The following is a 20,272-nucleotide window of genomic DNA, read 5'->3' as shown; positions in this document are numbered from 1 at the left end:
CTGTCAAAAGCATGCGGCTAGAAATGCAGAAAAGTAAAACGGTCAGCCGGCGATATCTTCCAGCAGATCGTCCAGATATTCCCGGCTGTTGCTGAGCCTCGGAACCTTGTTCTGACCGCCAAGTTTATGCCGTTTTCCCATCCAGGCGTAAAAAGTTCCGGCAGGGACAAAATGGACGAGCGGAGGCAAAAGGGCCATATCTTTATACCGCTTGGCATCATAATCGGAGTTTACTTCCCTTAATGCCGCATCGAGGATATTCACAAATTCATTCCTGTCTTCAGGTTCTGTTGTAAATTCGATAATCCATTCGTGCCGGCCGCGGGAACCGTCGCCCATATAAACGGGGCCGGCAGTGTAATTAACAACCAGCGAACTGGTTTGCTGTGTAGCTGCTTTGATGGCATAATCTGCATTTTCCACGATCACTTCCTCTCCGAATGCATTGATAAAATGCTTTGTACGCCCGCTTACTTTCAGTCTGAACGGATACTTTGACGTAAATTTAACGGTATCACCGATCAGATAACGCCATAATCCTGCATTGGTGGATATGACAAGCGCATAATTTTTTCCGACCTCCACTTCATCCAGCAGCAAAGCCTTCGGATGTTTCTTGCCAACTTCATCCACCGGAATAAATTCATAGAAAATACCGTAATCCAGCATCAGCAGCATTTCCCCAACTCTGCTGACATCGTCCTGAATGGCGAAAAAACCTTCCGATGCGCTGTAAGTTTCCAGGTACATCACCTGATCCGATGGAAAATACTTGCTCATGAACAAATCACGGTAAGGCTCAAAGGAAACAGCCCCGTGGATAAAAGCCTCAAAATCAGGCCATACTTCCAGCATATTCTTTTTACCTGTCAGTTCCAGAATCTGATCCATCAGCACAATGGTCCAGGTCGGGACGCCCAGAATACTGGTTACATTTTCCTGCGAACAGATGGAAGCCATCTTTTCCAGCTTGCTTTCCCAGTGATCCATAAGGGCCACATCCAGCGGCGGCGTGCGCATGAATTCGGCCCACGATGGAAGATTCTGCATAATAACAGCCGAAACGTCACCAACCTGGGTATAATCATCAAACGGGTTGGCATGCAAGGTTCCGCCAATGGACAAACCTTTGCCGTCGAAGACGTTTGTATCCGGACGGTTGTGGATGAGCAGCGTCATCATGTCCTTTCCGCCTTCATAATGACATTCTTCAAGTGCTTCGGGCGAAACGGGCAAAAATTTACTTCTTGCATTCGTTGTTCCGGACGATTTTGAAAACCATTCGATCTGTGAAGGCCACATGACGTTCGGTTCGCCTTTCAGCACGCGTTCGATATATGGATAAAGTTCCTCGTAAGTAGAGACCGGCACCTGATCCTGAAATTCTTTTATGGATTTGATCTGGCCGTAATTGTATCGGCTGCCCCATTCCGTATAGCGGGCGGTTTCTATCAACTCGGAAAAAATGCGCTGCTGGGTTTCAATCGGGTATTTCATAAACTGCTCAATCCTTTCAAAGCGGCGCTTTAAAAACCAGACAGTCATATTATTAACCAGCTTCATATCGTTTCAGTAGTTAGGAATTCTCAGTGGCAACATTGTAAAATTAGCAATAAAAATGGTGAGAGTACAGTTTTGAGCTGTTTCCCTCACCATACCTTGCAAGTGAAATCCTTTATGATCGGGTACTAAGTTTCCTGTAAACAAACAGAAGGATGACAGCGCCCAGAACTGCAATAAAAAGACTGCCGATGTTGAATCCGTCAACTGTACCGTAACCCAGCGCCGAAGATATCCAGCCGCCGATTACAGCACCTACAATACCGATCAGGATCGTTACGATAAAGCCGCCCGGATCTTTTCCCGGGTGAATTGCTTTGGCAATGGCGCCAGCCACAAGACCGACAATAATCCATGTTAAAATTCCCATAATGCTTAGTTTAGATTAAATAATGTGAACGTATAGAATCACATATATAAAAACTATGCCTGTACGGTTACTTATTTATCATGGAACATATTGCTTCCGCCTGCCTTCTTCTCAATGGTTGAAACAAGTTCTTTCCCTTCACTTTCTTCAACAACCCTCGTCACAGCAGCTTTCCGCGCCACATGCATTCCGGTGATCTGGAACAATGCTTCGCCGAGTAAAGGGTCTTTCGGGTTGCCGTAAGGGTAAAGCGTAATGCCTTCCTTTACTTCCACATCCGGCTTGAAGCCTGTGTAATAATCCGACTGGCGCAGGCTGTTCAGTGATTTGGACACAATCGGCTGCATTCCCCATTTGATACCTTTATCGGCGCCGCTGATTGTTATGGAACCGACGTTTTTGCCATATGTTTTGTCCCCGACCAATGTAACTTTCATAAAAGGCTTCAATCCGTTGATGAGCAGTTCGCTGGCCGAAGCGGAACGGGACGAGGTAAGCAAAACAAGATCATTGAGGCTGGACCCGATATTCTGGCTTTTACTCAAAAATTTGTCGTAAAAGAAAGTTTCCCCGTATTTCTTGCGGTTTATTTCTGTAATCTGCGGATTGTATTCTTTATAGTAAAATACATCATTGGAAGTCGCTTTTGCGATCAGGCTTGCCAGGTTTGTGGCCGAAGAAACGTAGCCGCCCGGATTGTAACGCAGGTCAACAATAAGCGCATTCACATTTTTTTCCTTGAAAGACCCGAATATTGCATCCAGTTTCTTGTCGTACTGCTTGCTGTCTGAATTACTGTTTGGTCCGGGGATAAACTGATGATAAACGACATAGCCGATCCTTTTATCGCCATAAGTAAACAGCGTATCAAAATAAACAGGATCTTCCTGAAATACGATCGGCGTTACTTCGCGGGTTACAGTTCCTTCTTCCAGTGCTCCGTCCTTGTTGATTTTAGCCAGCGTATATGTACGCTTGTCTTCAGTATTCAGTAACTGGCTGTAATTGGAGCCGGTCAGTTTCTGGCCGTTTACACTGCTGAAAATATCGCCTCTTGCAAAACCTGCCTTTGCAGCGGGCGAACCCGGCAGAACATAAAATACAACTCCGATCACATTGGTAGTCCCGGACGGATAATAATTCAGTTTATACTCCATTCCCGTTGTTTTTGACTCGCCGTTCAGGGAAGCAACAAGTTCGTCGGCACTTTCGCGGATTACAGAAAAGCGGTCGCCCTGCGGACGCAGCGTTGCATCGTATTTGTATAAAAGCGATTCAAAAAGGCTCTTGACGTCTTTGGTATAATCCGGCTGCATGGTAATCTGGTCATTCCAGTAATACCAGCTTTTCATCTGGTCGTAAACCCAGTGCTTGGTCTCGGTATCGGAGGCGGGTTCAACGGTTTTGTCACAGGCGGCAAGCAAGGCGGCAAGTACGATAAACGGCAGGAACAGTTTCATTTTCATAGTTATGTGTTGATTTCCAGAAATGCTTCTTCAATGATATTGCATGCACTGTTCATTTGTTCTTCACTGATTGTCAGTGGCGGCGCAAAGCGGATTTTGTTACCATGCGTAGGCTTGCAAAGCAGCCCTTTGTCCATCATTTTGTAACAGAGTTTCATGGCCGTGTCGCTTTCCTCCGAGCCACTGATTACAATGGCATTCAAAAGGCCCTTGCCTCTTATGATATCGATCAAATCACACCGTTTCTGCAGATCGGCCATCCTGCTCCTGAACAGCCGGCCCATTTTCTCGGCGTTTTCGGCAAGATTTTCATTTTGTACTACTTCCAGCGCGGCAATTGTAACGGCACAGGCCAGCGGGTTTCCGCCGTAAGTGGAGCCGTGTTCCCCGGGAGCGATCGTGAGCATGATTTCATCGTTTGCAAATGCAGCAGAAACGGGCATCGTACCGCCGGACAATGCTTTTCCCAGCACCAGAATGTCCGGTTTTACATTTTCCCAATCGCATGCCAATCGCTTTCCGGTGCGCCCGATGCCGGTCTGCACTTCGTCTGCGATAAAAAGTACATTGTATTTTGTACACAATTCCCGCACGCCTTTCAGGTATCCTTCTTTGGGAACGACAACGCCGGCTTCGCCCTGAATCGGTTCCACCATAAAACCGGCCACATTCGGGTCCTGGCTCAGAACTTCCTCCAGTGCATTCAGATCATCATAAGGAATAATCTGAAAACCCGGCAGGAACGGGCCGTAATCATTCGTGCTCGACGGGTCTGTTGAAGCAGAAATGGCAGCCAGGGTCCTTCCCCAGAAATTGCCGGATGCAAAAAGCATTCTGGCATGGTCAGGTTTGATACCCTTAACTTTATACGCCCATTTCCTGGTCAGCTTCAAAGCCGTCTCGCCGCCTTCCACACCGGAATTCATCATCAGAACCTTGTCGTAGCCAAAATACTCACAAAGGAACTTCTCGCATTCACCAAGCCTGTCGTTATAAAAGGCGCGGGACGTCAAAGTAAGTTTTTGAGCCTGTTCGATCAATGCATTGACAATATGCGGATGACAATGTCCTTGGCTTACAGCGCTGTATGCAGATAAAAAATCAAAATACTGCTTTCCTTCCGCATCCCATACATAAACACCCTGACCCCTAGTCAGCACCACGGGCATCGGTTTGTAATTGTGTGCTCCGAATTTATATTCCAGTTCTATTGCTTGTTGTGTAACACGATGTTCCAGCGTGTCTGCGTAGACGTCCATTGCGATTTCGGCGAGTAAACTTGTATAATTCTATTTAAGAAGCTTTCAGCAATCAGCTTTTGGCTTTTAGGCAAACAAATGATTGGTATAAAGCCGTTTGTAAAAACATTTAATTCAAACTGACTTGAACCGATTATTTATGTAAAAATAGTCAAAAGCCTGATATAAACGGGCTGTTCACCATTTAGTGAACGGTTGTTTTTTATTTAAATCCGATTTCTGTTGAATCATCGGTTGATGTGCATTAGCTTTGCATCGTAATCTCAAAGGGGTGCCCTACCAAACGGGCTGAGATCATACCCATAATACCTGATCCGGGTAATGCCGGCGTAGGAAGAGAAAATTTCATTTTAACTATTTATTTATCTTAAGGATAGGTGGCCCCTTGCCTGTTCGTGACTTATTCTTATCGCAATGCGAAACGTTACGACCTGTCTGCTGATGCTGTTGACCAGCTTGTTCTCTATTACTTTATCTTTTGCCCAAACTACTTTATCCGGGCGTGTCAGTGATGCCGAAGATGGAAAACCATTGCCCGGAGCTACCGTAAAAGCAGGAGAAATCCGTGGTGTTACTACCGACAAAGACGGCAAGTTCACGCTCAGGAACATTTCCGAAAATATTGCAGTACTGGATGTTTCCTATATTGGTTATCAGTCGGTAAAAATTCCCGTAAACAATGCCGGCTCCCTGGACATCCGGCTGAACAAAAGTACTTATCAGGCCGACGAAGTCATCATCAATGCAACGCGTGTCAACGACAAAGCCGCTATGGCTTACACGAACGTGAATGCAGCAGCCATTGACAAACAGAACCTTGGCCAGGATTTGCCCGTACTGCTCAACTTTACGCCTTCGCTTGTCAGCACAAGCGATGCCGGCGGCGGCGTGGGCTATACCGGAATCCGGATACGCGGTTCGGATGCCACACGGATTAATGTAACGGTAAACGGCATTCCGTACAACGATGCTGAAAGTCAGGGTGTTTTCTGGGTCAATATGCCGGACTTTGCGTCTTCGGTCAGCAGCATCCAGATCCAGCGCGGCGTAGGAACTTCTACAAACGGAGCGGGCTCTTTCGGTGCAACGGTCAACATCAGCACCAATGCTTTCCGGCAAGAGGCTTATGCAGAACTGAACAATTCTTTCGGCTCTTTCAACACGTTTAAAAATACGCTGAAACTCGGTTCGGGTTTAATAAAAGACAAATTCACTTTTGATGCCCGGCTGTCGCGCGTTTCCTCCGACGGCTACGTGGACCGCGCTTCTTCCGAGCTGCATTCGTATTATTTATCCGGCGGCTATTTTGGTAAAAAAAGTTTTGTAAGGGTGAATGTATTTTCAGGAAATGAAAAAACGTACCAATCCTGGAATGGCGTTCCCGAAGCCAAACTCCGGGGCGACCGCGCAGGAATCCTGAGCTATATTGAGCGGAACGGACTAAGCGAAAAAGATGCCGAAAACCTGCTGAATTCCGACAACCGGACTTACAATTCCTATACGTACAAAAACGAAACGGACAATTACCGCCAGGATCATTACCAAATTGTTTCTTCTCATAATCTGAGCGACAAATGGATTTTTAACCTGAACGGATTTCTGGTACGCGGGCTTGGCTATTACGAACAATACCGCACGCAGGACAAATACAGCAATTATAATTTGCCTAATCCGGTAATCGGCGGCGACACGCTCACCCGCACGGATCTTATACGCCGTCGCTGGCTCGACAATTACTTTTACGGAAGCACTTTTTCACTGGATTTCAACAGCTTCAAAAAGCTGACGGCGAGCATTGGCGGCGGCTGGAACAAGTACGACGGCGATCATTACGGCCGCATTATATGGGCGCGCAATGCCGGTTCTATTGAAAATGAGCATCCGTATTATTACAGCAAGGGCATCAAAAAGGATTTTAACATCTACGGAAAACTCTATTATCAGTTTAGCGAAAAACTGAATGCATTTGCGGATATGCAGTTCAGAAATGTAAGTCATAATATCAGCGGAATGGATAACGATCTTGTCCAGCTTGCGTTTGACGAATCCTACAATTTCTTTAATCCAAAAGCCGGACTGACGTACAAAATAGCAGAACAAAGCTCGGTTTACGCTTCTTACAGCATCGGAAACCGCGAACCAAACCGGGATGACTTTACATCTTCAACAGCGGGACTTTTTCCGAAAAGTGAACAAATGCAGAATGTAGAAGCAGGTTTCCGGACGCAAAGCGGCAAATGGGCTTTTGCAGCAAATTATTATCTGATGCATTACAAAAACCAGCTCGTACTTACAGGACAAATCAATGATGTCGGCAATTCGGTACGCGTGAATGTCCCGAAAAGTTACAGAACGGGCATAGAACTGGAAGGAGCCGTCGCTTTCAACCGATTTCTGAAATGGAATGTAAACGCCACGTTCAGCCGGAACAAGATCAACAACTTTACCGAGTACATTGTAAATTATGATACCGGCGGCTATAATACTGTAAATCACGGAAAATCGGATATTTCCTTTTCGCCCAATGTAATTGCCGGAAGCCAGTTTACTTACATACTCCGTAAAAATGTTGAACTGGCATTATTGTCGAAGTACGTAGGAAAGCAATATCTTGACAATACTTCAACGGAAACCAGGAAACTGAATGCTTATTTTACCAATGATATCCGTCTTTCGTGGACTGTAAAACCACGCTGGACAAGAGAGATTTCCTTTAATCTGCTGGTGAATAATATCCTGAACGAACGCTACGAATCAAATGGTTATACGTACGGCTATTTTGCAGGTGGCGTACTGACGCAGGAAAACTTTTACTTTCCGCAGGCAGGAAGAAACTTTCTGGCCGGGGTGAATTTTAGGTTTTGATATATACTTTCTGCCTAACTTTGCCTCATGGAATTGAAAAATGATCTTTTGCTGAGGGCAGCACGCGGAGAAAAAACGGAACGCACGCCGGTATGGATGATGCGTCAGGCCGGACGTATTCTGGCTGAGTACAGGGCAGTACGCGAAAAAGCAGGAAGTTTTATTGCGTTGGCGACTACGCCGGAAATGGCCGCAGAAGTCACATTGCAGCCGGTGGATTTGCTGGGCGTGGACGCGGCCATTATATTTTCAGATATTCTGGTTATTCCGGAAGCCATGGGTTTGCCGTACGAAATGATCGAGCAGCGCGGTCCGGTTTTTCCTGCCACGGTACATACTGTCGAAGATTTGAATAAACTGCATGTCGCCGAGCCGGAAACGGATCTGAAATACGTGCTGGATGCCATTAAACTGACAAAAGCCGGTCTGGAAAACAGGGTTCCGCTGATTGGTTTTGCCGGAGCGCCTTTTACTATTTTCTGTTATATGACGGAAGGCAAAGGTTCCAAAACGTTTTCGGTAGCTAAAAAGCACCTTTACGCCGATCCTGAATTTTCGCATTTGCTGCTTCAGAAAATTACTGACAGCACCATTGCCTATCTGAAGGCGCAGATTGCAGCCGGTGCCGATCTTGTACAAATATTTGATTCGTGGGCCGGGATTCTTTCTCCGGAACAGTACCGGACTTTTTCGCTGCCTTATATCGAGCAGATATGCAATGCGATTACCGAAGTGCCGGTGACCGTTTTTGCAAAAGGCGCATTCTTTGCCCGCAAAGAAATCAGTGAACTGCGCTGCTCAGTCGTAGGGCTGGACTGGAACATGGACCCGGCAGAATCACGGGCAATCATTCCGAATAAAACATTGCAGGGAAATTTGGATCCATGCGTACTTTATTCTTCTTATGATCAGATAAAAGCAGAGGTAAAAAAGATGCTGAACCAGTTTGGTACGCAGCGTTACATCGCCAATTTGGGCCACGGCGTTTATCCGGATACCGATCCCGACAAAGTACGCTGCTTTATTGAATCCGTTAAAGAATATTCCTGCTGATCCTTTTTAACACGTTATGTCAGTTACCAAAACAAAATGTGTTTTCCTGGATCGTGACGGCGTATTGAATGTAGATCGTCCGAATTATGTTTATAATCTGGACGATCTTGTTATTCCCGAAGGCGTTGCCGAAGCACTTCAGTTATTGAAAAAAGCAGGTTATCTTCTGATTGTCATTACCAATCAGGCCGGAATTGCAAAGGGATTATACAGCGCAGACAATGTACTGGAAATTCATAAACAAATGCAGCTGGCTTCGGGAGGAATGCTCGATGATATTTACTTCTCCCCCTTTCATCAGGATTATTCCGGAAATTCACTTTCCAGAAAGCCCGATTCGCTCATGCTTGAAAAAGCCATGGCAAAATACAACATTGATCCCGACCAGTCCTGGATGGTTGGCGATCACAACCGTGATATGAAAGCCGGAAGAAAAGCAGGCGTAAAAACGATACACATCACTTCCGAAAGCAAAACTTCGGAAGAGGATTATACGGCTGCCGATTTACTGGAGGCAGCCCATATTATTCTTGGATATTAGAAAATCAGGCTTTTTCCGAAACGGAAGGCTGAACAGTCTTTTGAGTTGATCCGTAAGCGGGGCAGGCATGTTTGGTGCAGGAGGCAGCAGCCAGAGTTCCGCAGACAGCAAGAAGCATAATCACTTTTTTCATTTTTCCTGTTTGTATAGTTTCTATTGCAAAAGTATAAAAAATAAATTCTTTGGATGAGCTTTATTACTGCTAATAACGTACTCACCCAAAGAAGTTTATATCAAACATCATATTTTTGTTTCGGCCAGTTCACTTTCTACTTCTACAGGCTGGCTTTCATGTTCATTTTTAACTTCCGGCGAAGTATAGGATTCATCCTTGAAGCCCAGAATCCTGAGCATGGAATCGCTGTTCTGTTCCTGGGCAAAAACCCGTGTCGTCAGCTTTCCGTCCTCGTTTCTTTCAACAAGCACGTGCTTCGGAGCGGGAATCAGGCAATGCTGGATACCACCGTATCCGCCCAGTGATTCCTGGTATGCACCGGTATGAAAAAAGCCGATGTACTGCTTTTCATTTTCTTCTTCAAAAATAGGCATGTACAAGTCTGCGCTGTGCATTTCACTGTTGTAAAAATCCTGTGAATCGCACGTCAGCCCGCCGAGATTAACCTTTTGGTAAGGATTGTCCCAATTGTTGATCGGCAGCATAATGTATTTCTGATTCATGCCCCACGAATCCGGAAGCTGCGTGATAAATGATCCGTTGATCATGTACCAGAGCTCTTTGTCATTCTGAAGTTTCTTGTCGATGATTTCATAAATAACAGCTCCGCTTTCGCCGACTGTATAACTTCCGAATTCGGTAAAGATATGCGGCACAGGAACGTTGTTCTTGTTGCAGATCCATTGTATATTTTCAATGATTTCATCAATCATCTGCTGATAATCGTAACCCGACTGCAAGGAAGTCTGGATCGGAAGACCGCCGCCGATGTCGATGGAATCCAGTTCAGGACAAATTTTCTGCATTTCGCAGTATTTGAACATAAACCGGGTCAGTTCACTCCAGTAATAGGCGCTGTCTTTTATACCCGTATTGATAAAGAAATGCAGCATTTTAAGCTTGAACCTCGGATTCGGTTCAATTTTCTCCTTATATAACTGCTGAACATCATTATAGCGAATGCCCAGCCGGGAAGTATAAAATGCAAAGTTCGGTTCTTCGTCCGTCGCGATCCGCATTCCGAAATTGACCGTATCTGCAGTAACCTGCTGCTCGTACGATTCGATTTCTTTCAGGTTATCCAGGATCGGGACAACATTGAACCCTTCGTTGATCAGTTCGCTGAGATACTGCGTGTAACGCGGCAGCTTGTAACCGTTTGCAAGGATGTAAGTCGATTTCGTAACTTTTCCCCGACGGTAAAGCTCGCGGATGATCGGAATATCAAAAGACGAAGAAGTTTCAAGGTGTATGTTATGCTTTAATGCTTCTTCCAGCACAAAACTGAAGTGGGAAGATTTTGTACAGTAACAGTATGTGTAGCTTCCTTTATAATTATGCCTTTTGAAAGCATTCCGGAAAAACATATTCGCGTTCTCGATATGCTCGCCGATCTTGGGCAGATAATTTATTTTTAACGGCGTACCATGTTCTTTGATGATATCCATCAGTGGTACATTGTTGAACAGCAACTCATTATTATCAACATTAAATTCCATTGTAGGAAATTCGAACGTCTGCTGAATCAGGTCAATGTAGCTTTTCATTGATTTGTTTGTAGCGATGGCAATTAGTGAATTGTAAGTTAATAATAGGAACCCGGTATTCGATTTTTCGAACTTCTTAACAGCGCCCGGCTTTCTGCAAAAGCATTGACAGATAGCTGAACAAACAAGCTAAAAGACCCGAAATTTGATCAGAATATGTGTTATTTCCAAACATTGATTCCTACTAAATCATTCCCCGTTATTAAACAATTTATCGGGGTATTTGACGGGTTTATACTACAAATAACGACGTCCGTATATTTTAAGTTGACGTACATGCCTATGCGCCGGTATTTTCACATCATCAAATAAGCATACTGCCAAATGCCGGTTACTTGATGCTTGTCTGATTGCGGGTTCCGGGTTCTGTTTCCGACATTAAAATTTAACAAATATTTAATTTCCAAGGAAACCGACATTCCGGAAATCTGGTCCTGTTTCACAATAATCGATAAACAATTTACCATGCAATCATCGTCCGGACCCGGCAGTACAGCCTGACCTGAATGTGTTTTCCGGCAGTAAAAACCGTTCATCAGAAAACTTTGAGCATTTATAAAGTTTTCTTAGTTTTAATCTGCTGAAAATTACAAATTTGCCTTGTGAAAGAACGAATACTGAAATCTGCCCTCAATCTTTTCTGGCGCTATGGCATCAAGAGCGTTACAATGGATGATATTGCCCGGGATCTGGGCATTTCCAAAAGAACCATTTATCAGCATTTTTCTGATAAGGAAGCCATTCTTGCACAGGTTATTGAAGAAGAAATTACTTCACAGAAATGTGAAATGCAGAAACTGGATGAATTAGCAGCGAACCCGATTGAACAAATCATTTATGCTTCCGGCCAGATGAGAGATGCACTTGCCAACATGAATCCGACATTGCTTTATGACCTTAAAAAGTATTATCCGAAAGCATGGAACCTGTTTCAGTCCTACAAAAAGGAACATCTGATCAAAAACATTCAGGACAACCTTAAAGAAGGAATAAAACAGGGATTTTACCGCCCGGATATTGATGTGGAGGTTTTCTCACTGCTCCGCATTGAACAGACCGTCATGGCCTTTGACCCGACGATTTTTCCGGTTCGGAATTTTAACATGATGCACATTCAGATGCAGTTTCTGCTGCATTTTCTGAGGGGAATTTTATCAGAAAAAGGATTTGAATATTACAACACCATAAAAGACAAATCAGCAATTGAAATCAATATCCATGAAAAATAATCTATTACTCCGCGGCAGTTTGTCACTGCTTGCCATGTTATTAAGTTTTGTACCGCTTTATGCGCAGGACAGCAATTTCTCTCTTCAGGAAGCGGTGGATTATGCAATCAAGCACAATCTCAATATCAAGAATACGCAGCTTGATGCCATTTCTGCTGAAGCGCGCATTGGCGAAGTCCGTTCTGCGGGTTTGCCGCAAGTTGCAGCCAATTTCAATTTTACAGATAACCTTATCATTCAGCGTTTTTTCCTTCCCGCAAACTTTGCCGACCCGAATGCAGCAGCGGATGCGCCGCCGGTTGCACTTAAGTTTGGCGTAAGATACATGGGTACGGCAGCCGCAACCTTAAACCAGCTTATTTTCAACGGATCCTATTTTATCGGGCTGAAAGCAGCAGCAACGTACCGGGAACTGGCGCAGAAAAATATTACACAGTCCAAGGTATCGGTTGCCGAAGCTGTAACGAAGGCCTACTATTCAGCGCAGGTTGCCGAAGAACGTGCTAAGTTACTGGACCTGAACATAAGCCGGGTGGATTCGCTGATGCGGGAAACAAAGGCAATGAATGTAAGCGGTTTTGTGGAATTGCTGGATGTAAACCGGCTTGAAGTACAGATCAACAATCTGCTGACCGAACGACAGAAGGTCCAGAACCTGATTGAGCTGAGTTATGCATTGCTCAAATATCAGATGGGAATGCCGGCGGAGGAACCTATAAAACTGACGGACGATATCAATGGAGTAAACATTGATTCGCTCAAAACCATTACAGCCCAGTTCAACCCGACTTATGAAAACAGGATAGAATATTCGCTGTTGAACACGCAGGAAAAACTTGCCGGACTGGATTTGCGAAATGTGCGGAGCGGCTATTTGCCGACAGTAAGCGCATCCGTCGGTTACGGACACAACAACGGACGTGACAGCTTTACCGATCTCTTCGGTTCCAAATGGTTTAACAACTCGGTTTTAAGCTTGAATGTCAACATCCCCATATTTGACGGCTTTTCTAAAAGATACCAGATAGAACAAAAGAAAATAGCCATTGACAAAGTAAAAAATGGCCAGGCATTACTGAAACAATCGATTGACCTTGAATCCAATCAGGCGTTGATCAGCATCAAGAACGCATTCGCCACACTGGAAACGCAGAAACGGAACCTGACGCTGGCCGAAGAGATTGTGCGGGTTTCAAAAATCAAATACAAAGAAGGGGTCGGCTCCAATATCGAAGTAATCAATGCGGAATCTTCGCTGAAAGAAGCACAAACCAATTACTTCACAGCACTTTATGACCTCATGATCGCCAAAGTAGACCTGAGCAGGGCGCGCGGAGAACTTTACATGGAAAAATAAGCATCACATTAACACGGAAACAAAATTTGAAACTGCTACTTACCAATATCATGAAAAGACATATTCTTATTATTACGGCCGTAACCATTTTGCTTGCATCGTGCTCGGGAAACAAAGAAGGGCTGGAAGGGAAAAAAGAAGAACTCGCCAAGCTGAAAACCGAAAGAGCTGAAAATGAAAAGAAGATCAAGGCGCTGGAAATTGAAATTGCCAAGCTTGATCCTAAAAAGTCGGTTGAAGCCAAGGTAAAACCGGTTTCCATTGATACGCTGGACGCCGCGGTGTTCCGTCATTATGTAGAACTTCAGGGAACGGTAGATGCCAAAAACAACGTAATGGTGACGCCCAAATCCGGAGGTGTTGTAGTTGCCATGCATGTGAAGGAAGGCGATTACGTAAAGGCAGGAAGCATTATCGGCCGGATTGACAACAGCATTCTTTCCGAATCCATTGAAGAACTGAAAACGCAGCTGACACTGGCCAATACGCTTTACGAAAAACAGAAAAACCTGTGGGACCAGCGGATAGGAACCGAACTGCAGTTTCTTCAGGCCAAAAACAACAAGGAATCGCTGGAAAGAAGACTAAGCACGCTGAACACACAGCTTGCACAAACCAGCATCGTGTCGCCGATGTCCGGCGTTGTGGACATGGTGAATGTAAAAGTGGGCGAAATGGCTTCTCCGGGCATGGGCGTTGTCCGCGTTGTTAACCTGAGCAACCTGAAAGTAATGGCCAAGGTTTCGGATACTTATGCCGCAAGTGTTAAAAAAGGCGATGAAGTGATCGTTAAATTTCCGGATCTGAATAAAGAGTACAAGGCAAAAATTTCCTTTGTGAGCACTGCCGTTGACCCGCTTTCGAGAACATTCACGATCGAAGCCAATCTTCCGTCCGATAAAGGCATCAAGCCGAACATGATGGCGCAGGTGCAGATTAATGACGCTACAAGTAAAAATGCGCTTGCCATTGACCAGAACTATGTTCAGAGTACGGAAAAAGGAAATGTGGTGTATGTAGCGGTAACGGAAGGAAACAAAAAGATAGCACGGGCAAAAGAAGTAAAAACGGGCCTGAGCTATAACGGAAAAGTGGAAATACTTTCCGGACTGGCTGCGGGCGACCATTTGATCACGCTTGGCTATCAGGAAGTTTCAGACGGGCAGCCGATTGTTTATTAAGCATTGCATGTTGGCCGGTTAAAAAATTAATTGCCATGAATGTCAATTTATCAGACTGCTGTTCACGCATGCTGTCATTCACTCATTCAATACTACAATTATGAAATTTCACGAATATAAAACCCTGGGCTTCACCAACTGGTGCGTAGAGAACCGGACGACGATCTACATCTTTACGTTCATCATTACGCTGGCCGGTTTCATGGTTTACAATAATCTGCCCAAGGAACAGTTCCCGGACATCAAGATTCCGCAGATTTACATCAATACCGTTTACTTCGGAACAGCTCCGGCAGATATCGAGAATACAATTAACAAACCGATTGAAAAACAGCTCAAATCGCTGAACGGCGTCAAAAAGATCAAGTCCAATGCCCTTCAGGATGTTTCGGTAATCCTCGTTGAATTTACGCCGGATGTTGCCGTTGAAGTGGCGCTTCAGCGTGTTCGCGATGCCGTGGACAAAGCAAAAACGGATCTGCCGCAAAATCTGGATTCCGGCCCTACGGCACAGGATGTCAACTTTTCGGAATTTCCGATCATGAACGTAAACATTGCCGGCAATTATTCTTTGAAGCAGTTAAAACAGTATGCCGAAGACTTGCAGGACGGCATTGAAGCACTGCCGGAAATTACGCGTGTGGATATCCTGGGCGCACTCAACAGAGAAATCCAGATCAATGTTAACCTCGACCGGATGAAATCCACCGGACTAACTTTTTACGATGTACAAACCGCTTTGCAAGGTGAAAACATCAATATTTCCGGTGGTGAACTGAATGTGGAAGGCGTCCGCAGAACTTTGCGTGTAAAAGGAGAATATACCAATGTGGCCGACATGGCAAATATCCGCATTCGTACCGCCACAGGCGCAACGGTGCGATTGGGCGATGTAGCCGAAGTATCCGACAACTTTGAAGAACAGCAGGATTTTGCCCGTCTTGCCAATAAATCAGTAATTACCCTGAACGTCATCAAGCGCTCCGGCGAAAACCTTGTGGACGCTGCGGACAAAATTGAAAATGTCATTGCCGATTACAAACAAGACCGTTTTCCCGCAGGACTGGATGTGAAGATTACCGCCGACCAGTCCATACAAACCCGCGCCGACCTGCACGATCTGATCAATACCGTTGTACTTGGTTTTATCTTTGTGGTGATGGTGCTTATGTTTTTCATGGGCGTGCGTGATGCCATATTTGTCGGACTTTCGGTTCCGCTTTCCGCGCTTGTTGCTTTTGTAATGATGCCGATTATCGGCCCGATGGTCGGAACGGAATTTACGCTGAACACCATTGTACTTTTTGCTTTTCTGCTCGGGATCGGGCTGGTTGTGGATGATGCCATTGTGGTAATTGAAAATACGCACCGGCTTTTTAACCAGCACAAAGACTGGACGATTCAGCAGGCTGTAAAAGCTGCGGCGGGGGAAGTTTTCATTCCTGTACTTTCCGGAACGCTTACAACCATTGCACCATTTTTCCCATTGCTTTTCTGGACCGGGATTGTCGGGGAGTTTATGAAATTCATGCCGCTGACATTGATTATAACGCTGGGCGCTTCACTCTTTGTGGCCTATGTAATGAATCCGGTTTTTGCAGTTTCGTTTATGGGACGGCATGATGATGAGAAAGAAGCACATGACACCAGTTTCAAATCCATACGCCGGCCTTTGATCATCATCGGCGTGGCGGCGCTCGTCGGTTATCTGATCGATCGCGGGCTGGGCAATTTCTTCCTTTTCATTCTGGCACTTTACATTTTCAATCATTACGTCCTTACTCCGCGTATTCTGGTTCCTTTTCAGGATCGTTTGCTGCCTGCACTGAAAAACAATTATCGCAAGCTGATCGACTGGCTTTTGCGCGGATGGCGGCCTGTGGGTGCCATTGCCCTGATGATTGTCCTGCTGGTTTTCACTTTCGTTCTGACCGGCATTGTGCAGCCAAAGGTACTTTTCTTCCCAAGCGGTGATCCGGATTATGTTTATGTGTATAACAAACTCCCGATCGGTACGGATGCCCGCGTCACGGATTCGGTTACCAAAATCATAGAAAAAAGGGTTTTTGACGTGCTTGAAAAAGAAAAAGCGATGGATATGGTAAATTCCGTCATTGCCAATGTTGGTAAAAATGCCGGAGATCCGTACAATCCCGACCGTGCCGCAACACCTCACAAATCCAAAGTAACCGTTGCTTTCGTTTACGGAACGGAAAGAGGAGGACGTTCTTCGGAACTTATTTTGCGTAAAATACGCGATGCCGTTGCAGGAATTCCGGGAGCGGAAATATCCGTAGAAAGAGAAGCTGTGGGCCCTCCTACCGGAAAGCCGATCTCCATTGAAATTTCAGGTGACGACTTTACTGTTCTTCAGAAACTGGAAAAGACAGTATTGAAAAGGGTTCAGGATTCCGGAATTGAAGGAATTGATCAGCTGCGTTCCGACCTAGTCACAAACAAGCCCGAAATTGTCATTGACATCGACCGCGAAAAAGCCCAGCGTGAAGGCATCAGTTCGCAGCAGATTGCACTTGCCGTAAGAACAGCGCTTTTCGGACTTGAAGTTTCCAAATTCCGCGATGACAAAGATGAATATCCGATTATGGTGAGACTGGAAAAAAATGACCGGGAACAAATTGAAAAACTGTTAAGCCTGAACGTTGTATACCGCGATATGAATATGGGCGGTGCACTGCGACAGGTTCCGATTACTTCTGTTGCCAATGTTCATTATTCCACGACCTTCAGCCAGATCAACCGTCAGGACCAGCAAAGGATTGTGACGCTCGGCTCGGATGTACTTCCCGGCTATAATGCAAATGAAATCGTAGGACAGATACAAAATTTGATTGAAGATATGGAAGTCCCGAACGGCTATACGATCAAAATGGGCGGCGAGCAGGAAGAACAGAATGAATCCATGGCATTTCTGGGCACCGCTTTCGGCGCAGCAATCATGCTGATTTATCTGATTCTTGCGACACAGTTTAACTCCGTCGTAAAGCCTTTTATTATTTTCTTTACCATTATCCTGTCGCTTATCGGCGTGCTTTTAGGATTTATTATATTCAATAAAGATTTTTCCGTAATCATGTCCGGCGTTGGTATCATTGCCTTGGCGGGTATTGTAGTGAAAAACGGTATTCTGCTGATCGAGTTCATTGAAGAACTTCGTGAACGCGGGTATCCGATGCGCGAAGCCATTATTGAAGGCGGAACCATTCGTCTTACGCCGGTATTGCTTACGGCATCGGCGGCGGTACTTGGTCTGGTGCCGTTGGCATTAGGCATCACGGTTGATTTCGTAGGGCTTTTCCGCAATCTCGAACCGGATCTCATTGTAGGCGGTCCGAGTTCCGTTTTCTGGAATATTCTTGCGTGGACGATTATTTTCGGTTTAACATTTTCCACCGTACTTACCCTCGTAATGGTTCCATGCATGTATTACGTCAACGAACGCGTACGGGACAAATGGTTCAGAAAAACGAAAAAGCATGAAGAAGTTGTAAATCCAAACTGGCAAAGTGAGACCATTTAAGGTTTATGGAGTGCTCAACCACGATTTTGAAGCATTTTTCAAAACGTGGTTGGCAATAAATCCAAAAGATTTATACATTTGCACCCGGTATTTCGGGATGTAGCGCAGCCCGGTAGCGCACTAGCATGGGGTGCTAGGGGTCGCAAGTTCGAATCTTGTCATCCCGACATTGATTATCAGGCTTTTAAGTGTAACAACTTAAAAGCCTGTTTTTGTTTAGTCGAACATTAGTCGAACATTTTCGGTCAGGTTCCTTGGGTCACAATGGACAGAATTGGTGAGTCTGCCTCAAAATTTAGGCAGAACTTTTTCGTGATTTTCCTTTGTATCTTCAACAGCAGCAAGCTGATACCGTCAAACCTCTGGCATGAGAGAATGAATTACTTGCTGCCAAAAGAAATTGGATTGTTATTCATCTTCGAATGGAGAGTTACCCAGAAGGGAGCAACCCACTTAAATTACTACTCTAAAATGACGAGATTGACATAAAACGAATCCGTTTCCTAATTGGAAGCTGGCTGCTTATCATAACATATTTTTATAACAAAATATTGTTAGTTACAAATCTCGAAATAAAGCCTTTTAAACATCCAAACAGCTATTTTAAAAATTGGAGCTGCCCTGATTTTTCTTGACAGATCTATGATAAATTAATTTACTAACTCTAGTTCTTCAACTTGTATTTTTCGATGACAATGTCGATTCGATAACTGCCATTTCTTCCTCAAGTTTCCTCCCCGCAGATGCGCTTGCTTCGGAGTCAGATAATCACAACTTGAATGGGGTCGGAGCTGATTATATGATTTAATAGCCTTTTCTATTTCCTGAAAAGCTTGCTGATGAGAGAGGAAGCTACGGTTCTCTAATATTTCTTCTTTGATAGTCCGGTTAATACGCTCAGCAATTTGGTTTTCACTGGATTCACCTTGGCTGGTCATGCTTATTTCAACCTCATTATCAATTAAAAGGTTGGTATATTGCTTTGAGCAATACTGTATGCCGCGGTCAGACCGGGTCGCCGGGCGATGGTGGAATATTTCTCTTTCCCTTTTGTTGATCTCTGGGCCAAAGCCATCTTGAGAGCAGCCACCGGACCATCCACCGAGAGACTAGGTCTTAGTGACCAACCACTATTTCCCGCGAATAAGCATCGATAATCAGGCTCAGATATGAGAACCTGTTAAGCACTTGTATGTAAGTGATATTGCTTACCCACAGCATATTAGGACGAGTAACTTTCAGACATTTGATTAAATTTGGATACTTAAAGTAGTGATGATGTGAAATTGTCGTAGTTACTCGCCGCGTTCAACGTGGGACCAAAAGATTTCTTTCAACAGCAGGGTGAACTTGTCACGGCCAACTTTAATGCCATGCTGCTGGCAGAAATAAGCAGTCATTATGTGTAACTTTTCAGCTCCAATCCTGGGTAAGTTCTTTCGGATTGAATGTAGTTCATCCAAAAGCATTTCATATTCAAAAGTGGTTTGATCTTGCTGTTTCTGCTTATCATACCAAGCCTGACGGCTCTTCCCAATCGGATCGCCGAAGCGACAGGTCGCAGAGTTCATGCATACTCACTAAAGGGTTCTGTATGCTTAAATGAGTCACTGTTTGAGACCAGACTTTTTTCGAATTGGGATCTTGAATTGTTCTTCAGCAAGATTGATTATAGTATTCAAAGCCTGATTTCCCAGTTCAAGTTTCTTTGCATGTTGCTCCATATCAACCAGTTTTCGCTTTAACAATGCTAGCTCATTTGTATTAGCTTGTTTCATACCGCCGTACTTTTTAGCTCTAACAATAAACTTCCGATTTCGGAATCGCTGATAGTAACGGTTCCAGCATCTTAATAAGTTACGGGAAATCCTGGCAGCATCCAAGATTTATTGTTAAGTGTAAATTCCCAATCTGTACAATCCAATAATCTGCCGCTTGACCACGCCGGTTTTTGGCTTATTAGACAGTCCATTTAATAGACTGATATACATATTATTATGAATAAATGTCAAGCTATTTCTATACAACAATCAATTAACTATTTGAAAAAGAGCTGTTTGAAAACAAAGTAATCAACTCGTCTTGACTTAAATCCAAAGCTGCTAAACGCCGTTGCACTTGCCGGATGCCA

At 44.6% G+C, this 20,272-nt stretch carries 16 protein-coding genes, 1 tRNA gene and 1 riboswitch; of the genes, 8 read left to right on the top strand and 9 right to left on the bottom strand.

The features are described 5' to 3' along the window. Positions 1-42 precede the first annotated feature (42 nt). From FEM33_RS04520 to rocD, 4 genes are all read right to left on the bottom strand, one after another. Positions 43-1,563 (bottom strand): GH3 auxin-responsive promoter family protein, encoded by a 1,521-nt coding sequence (locus FEM33_RS04520; RefSeq protein WP_139010918.1) that lies wholly within the window; start codon positions 1,561-1,563, stop codon positions 43-45. Positions 1,564-1,675: 112 nt separating this feature from the next. After that, positions 1,676-1,930: a GlsB/YeaQ/YmgE family stress response membrane protein gene (locus tag FEM33_RS04515; RefSeq protein ID WP_139010917.1), complete on the bottom strand. Its 255-nt coding sequence runs from the start codon at positions 1,928-1,930 to the stop codon at positions 1,676-1,678. 71 nt (positions 1,931-2,001) lie between these two features. Next, on the bottom strand, positions 2,002-3,396 hold the full coding sequence (locus FEM33_RS04510) for a S41 family peptidase (protein ID WP_139010916.1): 1,395 nt from the start codon (positions 3,394-3,396) through the stop codon (positions 2,002-2,004). Positions 3,397-3,398: 2 nt separating this feature from the next. Next, entirely contained in the window at positions 3,399-4,655 is a 1,257-nt protein-coding gene (rocD, locus tag FEM33_RS04505) for an ornithine--oxo-acid transaminase (protein ID WP_139010915.1), read from the bottom strand. Between the two features lie 257 nt (positions 4,656-4,912). Beyond that, positions 4,913-5,008: riboswitch (TPP riboswitch) on the top strand. Positions 5,009-5,069: 61 nt separating this feature from the next. Here rocD and FEM33_RS04500 point away from each other — a divergent pair. The 3 genes from FEM33_RS04500 to FEM33_RS04490 are packed head-to-tail and all read left to right on the top strand — an operon-like array spanning position 5,070 to position 9,114. Further along, the gene (locus tag FEM33_RS04500) at positions 5,070-7,520 is read left to right on the top strand and encodes a TonB-dependent receptor (RefSeq protein ID WP_139010914.1); all 2,451 of its coding nucleotides are present in this window, start codon (positions 5,070-5,072) and stop codon (positions 7,518-7,520) included. A 27-nt stretch (positions 7,521-7,547) separates the two neighbouring features. Beyond that, positions 7,548-8,573 (top strand): uroporphyrinogen decarboxylase, encoded by a 1,026-nt coding sequence (hemE, locus tag FEM33_RS04495; RefSeq protein ID WP_139010913.1) that lies wholly within the window; start codon positions 7,548-7,550, stop codon positions 8,571-8,573. Positions 8,574-8,589: 16 nt separating this feature from the next. Beyond that, complete coding sequence (locus FEM33_RS04490; RefSeq protein WP_139010912.1) at positions 8,590-9,114, top strand: D-glycero-alpha-D-manno-heptose-1,7-bisphosphate 7-phosphatase; 525 nt, start codon at positions 8,590-8,592, stop codon at positions 9,112-9,114. A 4-nt stretch (positions 9,115-9,118) separates the two neighbouring features. Here FEM33_RS04490 and FEM33_RS26825 read toward each other — a convergent pair whose 3' ends face one another. Both FEM33_RS26825 and FEM33_RS04485 read right to left on the bottom strand, forming a co-directional pair. Next, positions 9,119-9,247: a hypothetical protein gene (locus tag FEM33_RS26825; protein WP_262711959.1), complete on the bottom strand. Its 129-nt coding sequence runs from the start codon at positions 9,245-9,247 to the stop codon at positions 9,119-9,121. Positions 9,248-9,354: 107 nt separating this feature from the next. Continuing rightward, positions 9,355-10,836, bottom strand: coding sequence for a type III PLP-dependent enzyme domain-containing protein (locus FEM33_RS04485; protein WP_138283139.1), 1,482 nt, complete (start codon positions 10,834-10,836; stop codon positions 9,355-9,357). 602 nt (positions 10,837-11,438) lie between these two features. On the opposite strand from FEM33_RS04485, the gene FEM33_RS04480 reads away from it, so the two are divergent. The 5 genes from FEM33_RS04480 (at position 11,439) to FEM33_RS04460 (ending at position 18,308) form a co-directional block, all read left to right on the top strand. Next, positions 11,439-12,065 (top strand): TetR/AcrR family transcriptional regulator, encoded by a 627-nt coding sequence (locus FEM33_RS04480; RefSeq protein ID WP_229214086.1) that lies wholly within the window; start codon positions 11,439-11,441, stop codon positions 12,063-12,065. Continuing rightward, positions 12,055-13,422 (top strand): TolC family protein, encoded by a 1,368-nt coding sequence (locus tag FEM33_RS04475; RefSeq protein WP_139010910.1) that lies wholly within the window; start codon positions 12,055-12,057, stop codon positions 13,420-13,422. The genes FEM33_RS04480 and FEM33_RS04475 overlap by 11 nt, the downstream gene beginning before the upstream one ends. Before the next feature lie 50 nt (positions 13,423-13,472). Continuing rightward, a complete protein-coding gene (locus tag FEM33_RS04470) occupies positions 13,473-14,603 on the top strand; it encodes an efflux RND transporter periplasmic adaptor subunit (RefSeq protein ID WP_139010909.1) in 1,131 nt (376 codons plus the stop codon). Positions 14,604-14,703: 100 nt separating this feature from the next. Further along, entirely contained in the window at positions 14,704-18,141 is a 3,438-nt protein-coding gene (locus tag FEM33_RS04465) for an efflux RND transporter permease subunit (protein WP_139010908.1), read from the top strand. Positions 18,142-18,234: 93 nt separating this feature from the next. Further along, positions 18,235-18,308 (top strand) — tRNA-Pro (locus FEM33_RS04460). A gap of 483 nt (positions 18,309-18,791) precedes the next feature. Here FEM33_RS04460 and FEM33_RS26625 read toward each other — a convergent pair. From FEM33_RS26625 to FEM33_RS26280, 3 genes are all read right to left on the bottom strand, one after another. Beyond that, positions 18,792-19,079, bottom strand: coding sequence for an integrase core domain-containing protein (locus tag FEM33_RS26625; protein WP_161597067.1), 288 nt, complete (start codon positions 19,077-19,079; stop codon positions 18,792-18,794). Between the two features lie 357 nt (positions 19,080-19,436). Then, entirely contained in the window at positions 19,437-19,712 is a 276-nt protein-coding gene (locus tag FEM33_RS26620) for a hypothetical protein (RefSeq protein WP_139010906.1), read from the bottom strand. A 36-nt stretch (positions 19,713-19,748) separates the two neighbouring features. Beyond that, the gene (locus FEM33_RS26280; protein ID WP_161597066.1) at positions 19,749-19,919 is read right to left on the bottom strand and encodes a hypothetical protein; all 171 of its coding nucleotides are present in this window, start codon (positions 19,917-19,919) and stop codon (positions 19,749-19,751) included. Between the last annotated feature and the right edge of the window lie 353 nt (positions 19,920-20,272).

This window comes from Dyadobacter flavalbus, assembly GCF_006149045.1.
Taxonomy (GTDB): domain Bacteria; phylum Bacteroidota; class Bacteroidia; order Cytophagales; family Spirosomataceae; genus Dyadobacter; species Dyadobacter flavalbus.
Note: the sequence above shows the minus strand (reverse complement) of the source record. Positions and strands in the feature narration are given on the sequence as shown.

Coding starts and splice junctions, on each gene's coding strand:
- FEM33_RS04510 (WP_139010916.1), bottom strand. CDS start 3,396: ATGAAAATGAAACTGTTCCTGCCGTTTATCGTACTTGCCGCCTTGCTT.
- FEM33_RS26625 (WP_161597067.1), bottom strand. CDS start 19,079: ATGACCAGCCAAGGTGAATCCAGTGAAAACCAAATTGCTGAGCGTATT.
- FEM33_RS04465 (WP_139010908.1), top strand. CDS start 14,704: ATGAAATTTCACGAATATAAAACCCTGGGCTTCACCAACTGGTGCGTA.
- FEM33_RS04475 (WP_139010910.1), top strand. CDS start 12,055: ATGAAAAATAATCTATTACTCCGCGGCAGTTTGTCACTGCTTGCCATG.
- FEM33_RS04515 (WP_139010917.1), bottom strand. CDS start 1,930: ATGGGAATTTTAACATGGATTATTGTCGGTCTTGTGGCTGGCGCCATT.
- FEM33_RS26825 (WP_262711959.1), bottom strand. CDS start 9,247: ATGAAAAAAGTGATTATGCTTCTTGCTGTCTGCGGAACTCTGGCTGCT.
- FEM33_RS04520 (WP_139010918.1), bottom strand. CDS start 1,563: ATGAAGCTGGTTAATAATATGACTGTCTGGTTTTTAAAGCGCCGCTTT.
- FEM33_RS26620 (WP_139010906.1), bottom strand. CDS start 19,712: ATGAACTCTGCGACCTGTCGCTTCGGCGATCCGATTGGGAAGAGCCGT.
- rocD (WP_139010915.1), bottom strand. CDS start 4,655: ATGGACGTCTACGCAGACACGCTGGAACATCGTGTTACACAACAAGCA.
- FEM33_RS04490 (WP_139010912.1), top strand. CDS start 8,590: ATGTCAGTTACCAAAACAAAATGTGTTTTCCTGGATCGTGACGGCGTA.
- FEM33_RS04500 (WP_139010914.1), top strand. CDS start 5,070: ATGCGAAACGTTACGACCTGTCTGCTGATGCTGTTGACCAGCTTGTTC.
- FEM33_RS04485 (WP_138283139.1), bottom strand. CDS start 10,836: ATGAAAAGCTACATTGACCTGATTCAGCAGACGTTCGAATTTCCTACA.
- FEM33_RS04470 (WP_139010909.1), top strand. CDS start 13,473: ATGAAAAGACATATTCTTATTATTACGGCCGTAACCATTTTGCTTGCA.
- hemE (WP_139010913.1), top strand. CDS start 7,548: ATGGAATTGAAAAATGATCTTTTGCTGAGGGCAGCACGCGGAGAAAAA.
- FEM33_RS26280 (WP_161597066.1), bottom strand. CDS start 19,919: ATGAAACAAGCTAATACAAATGAGCTAGCATTGTTAAAGCGAAAACTG.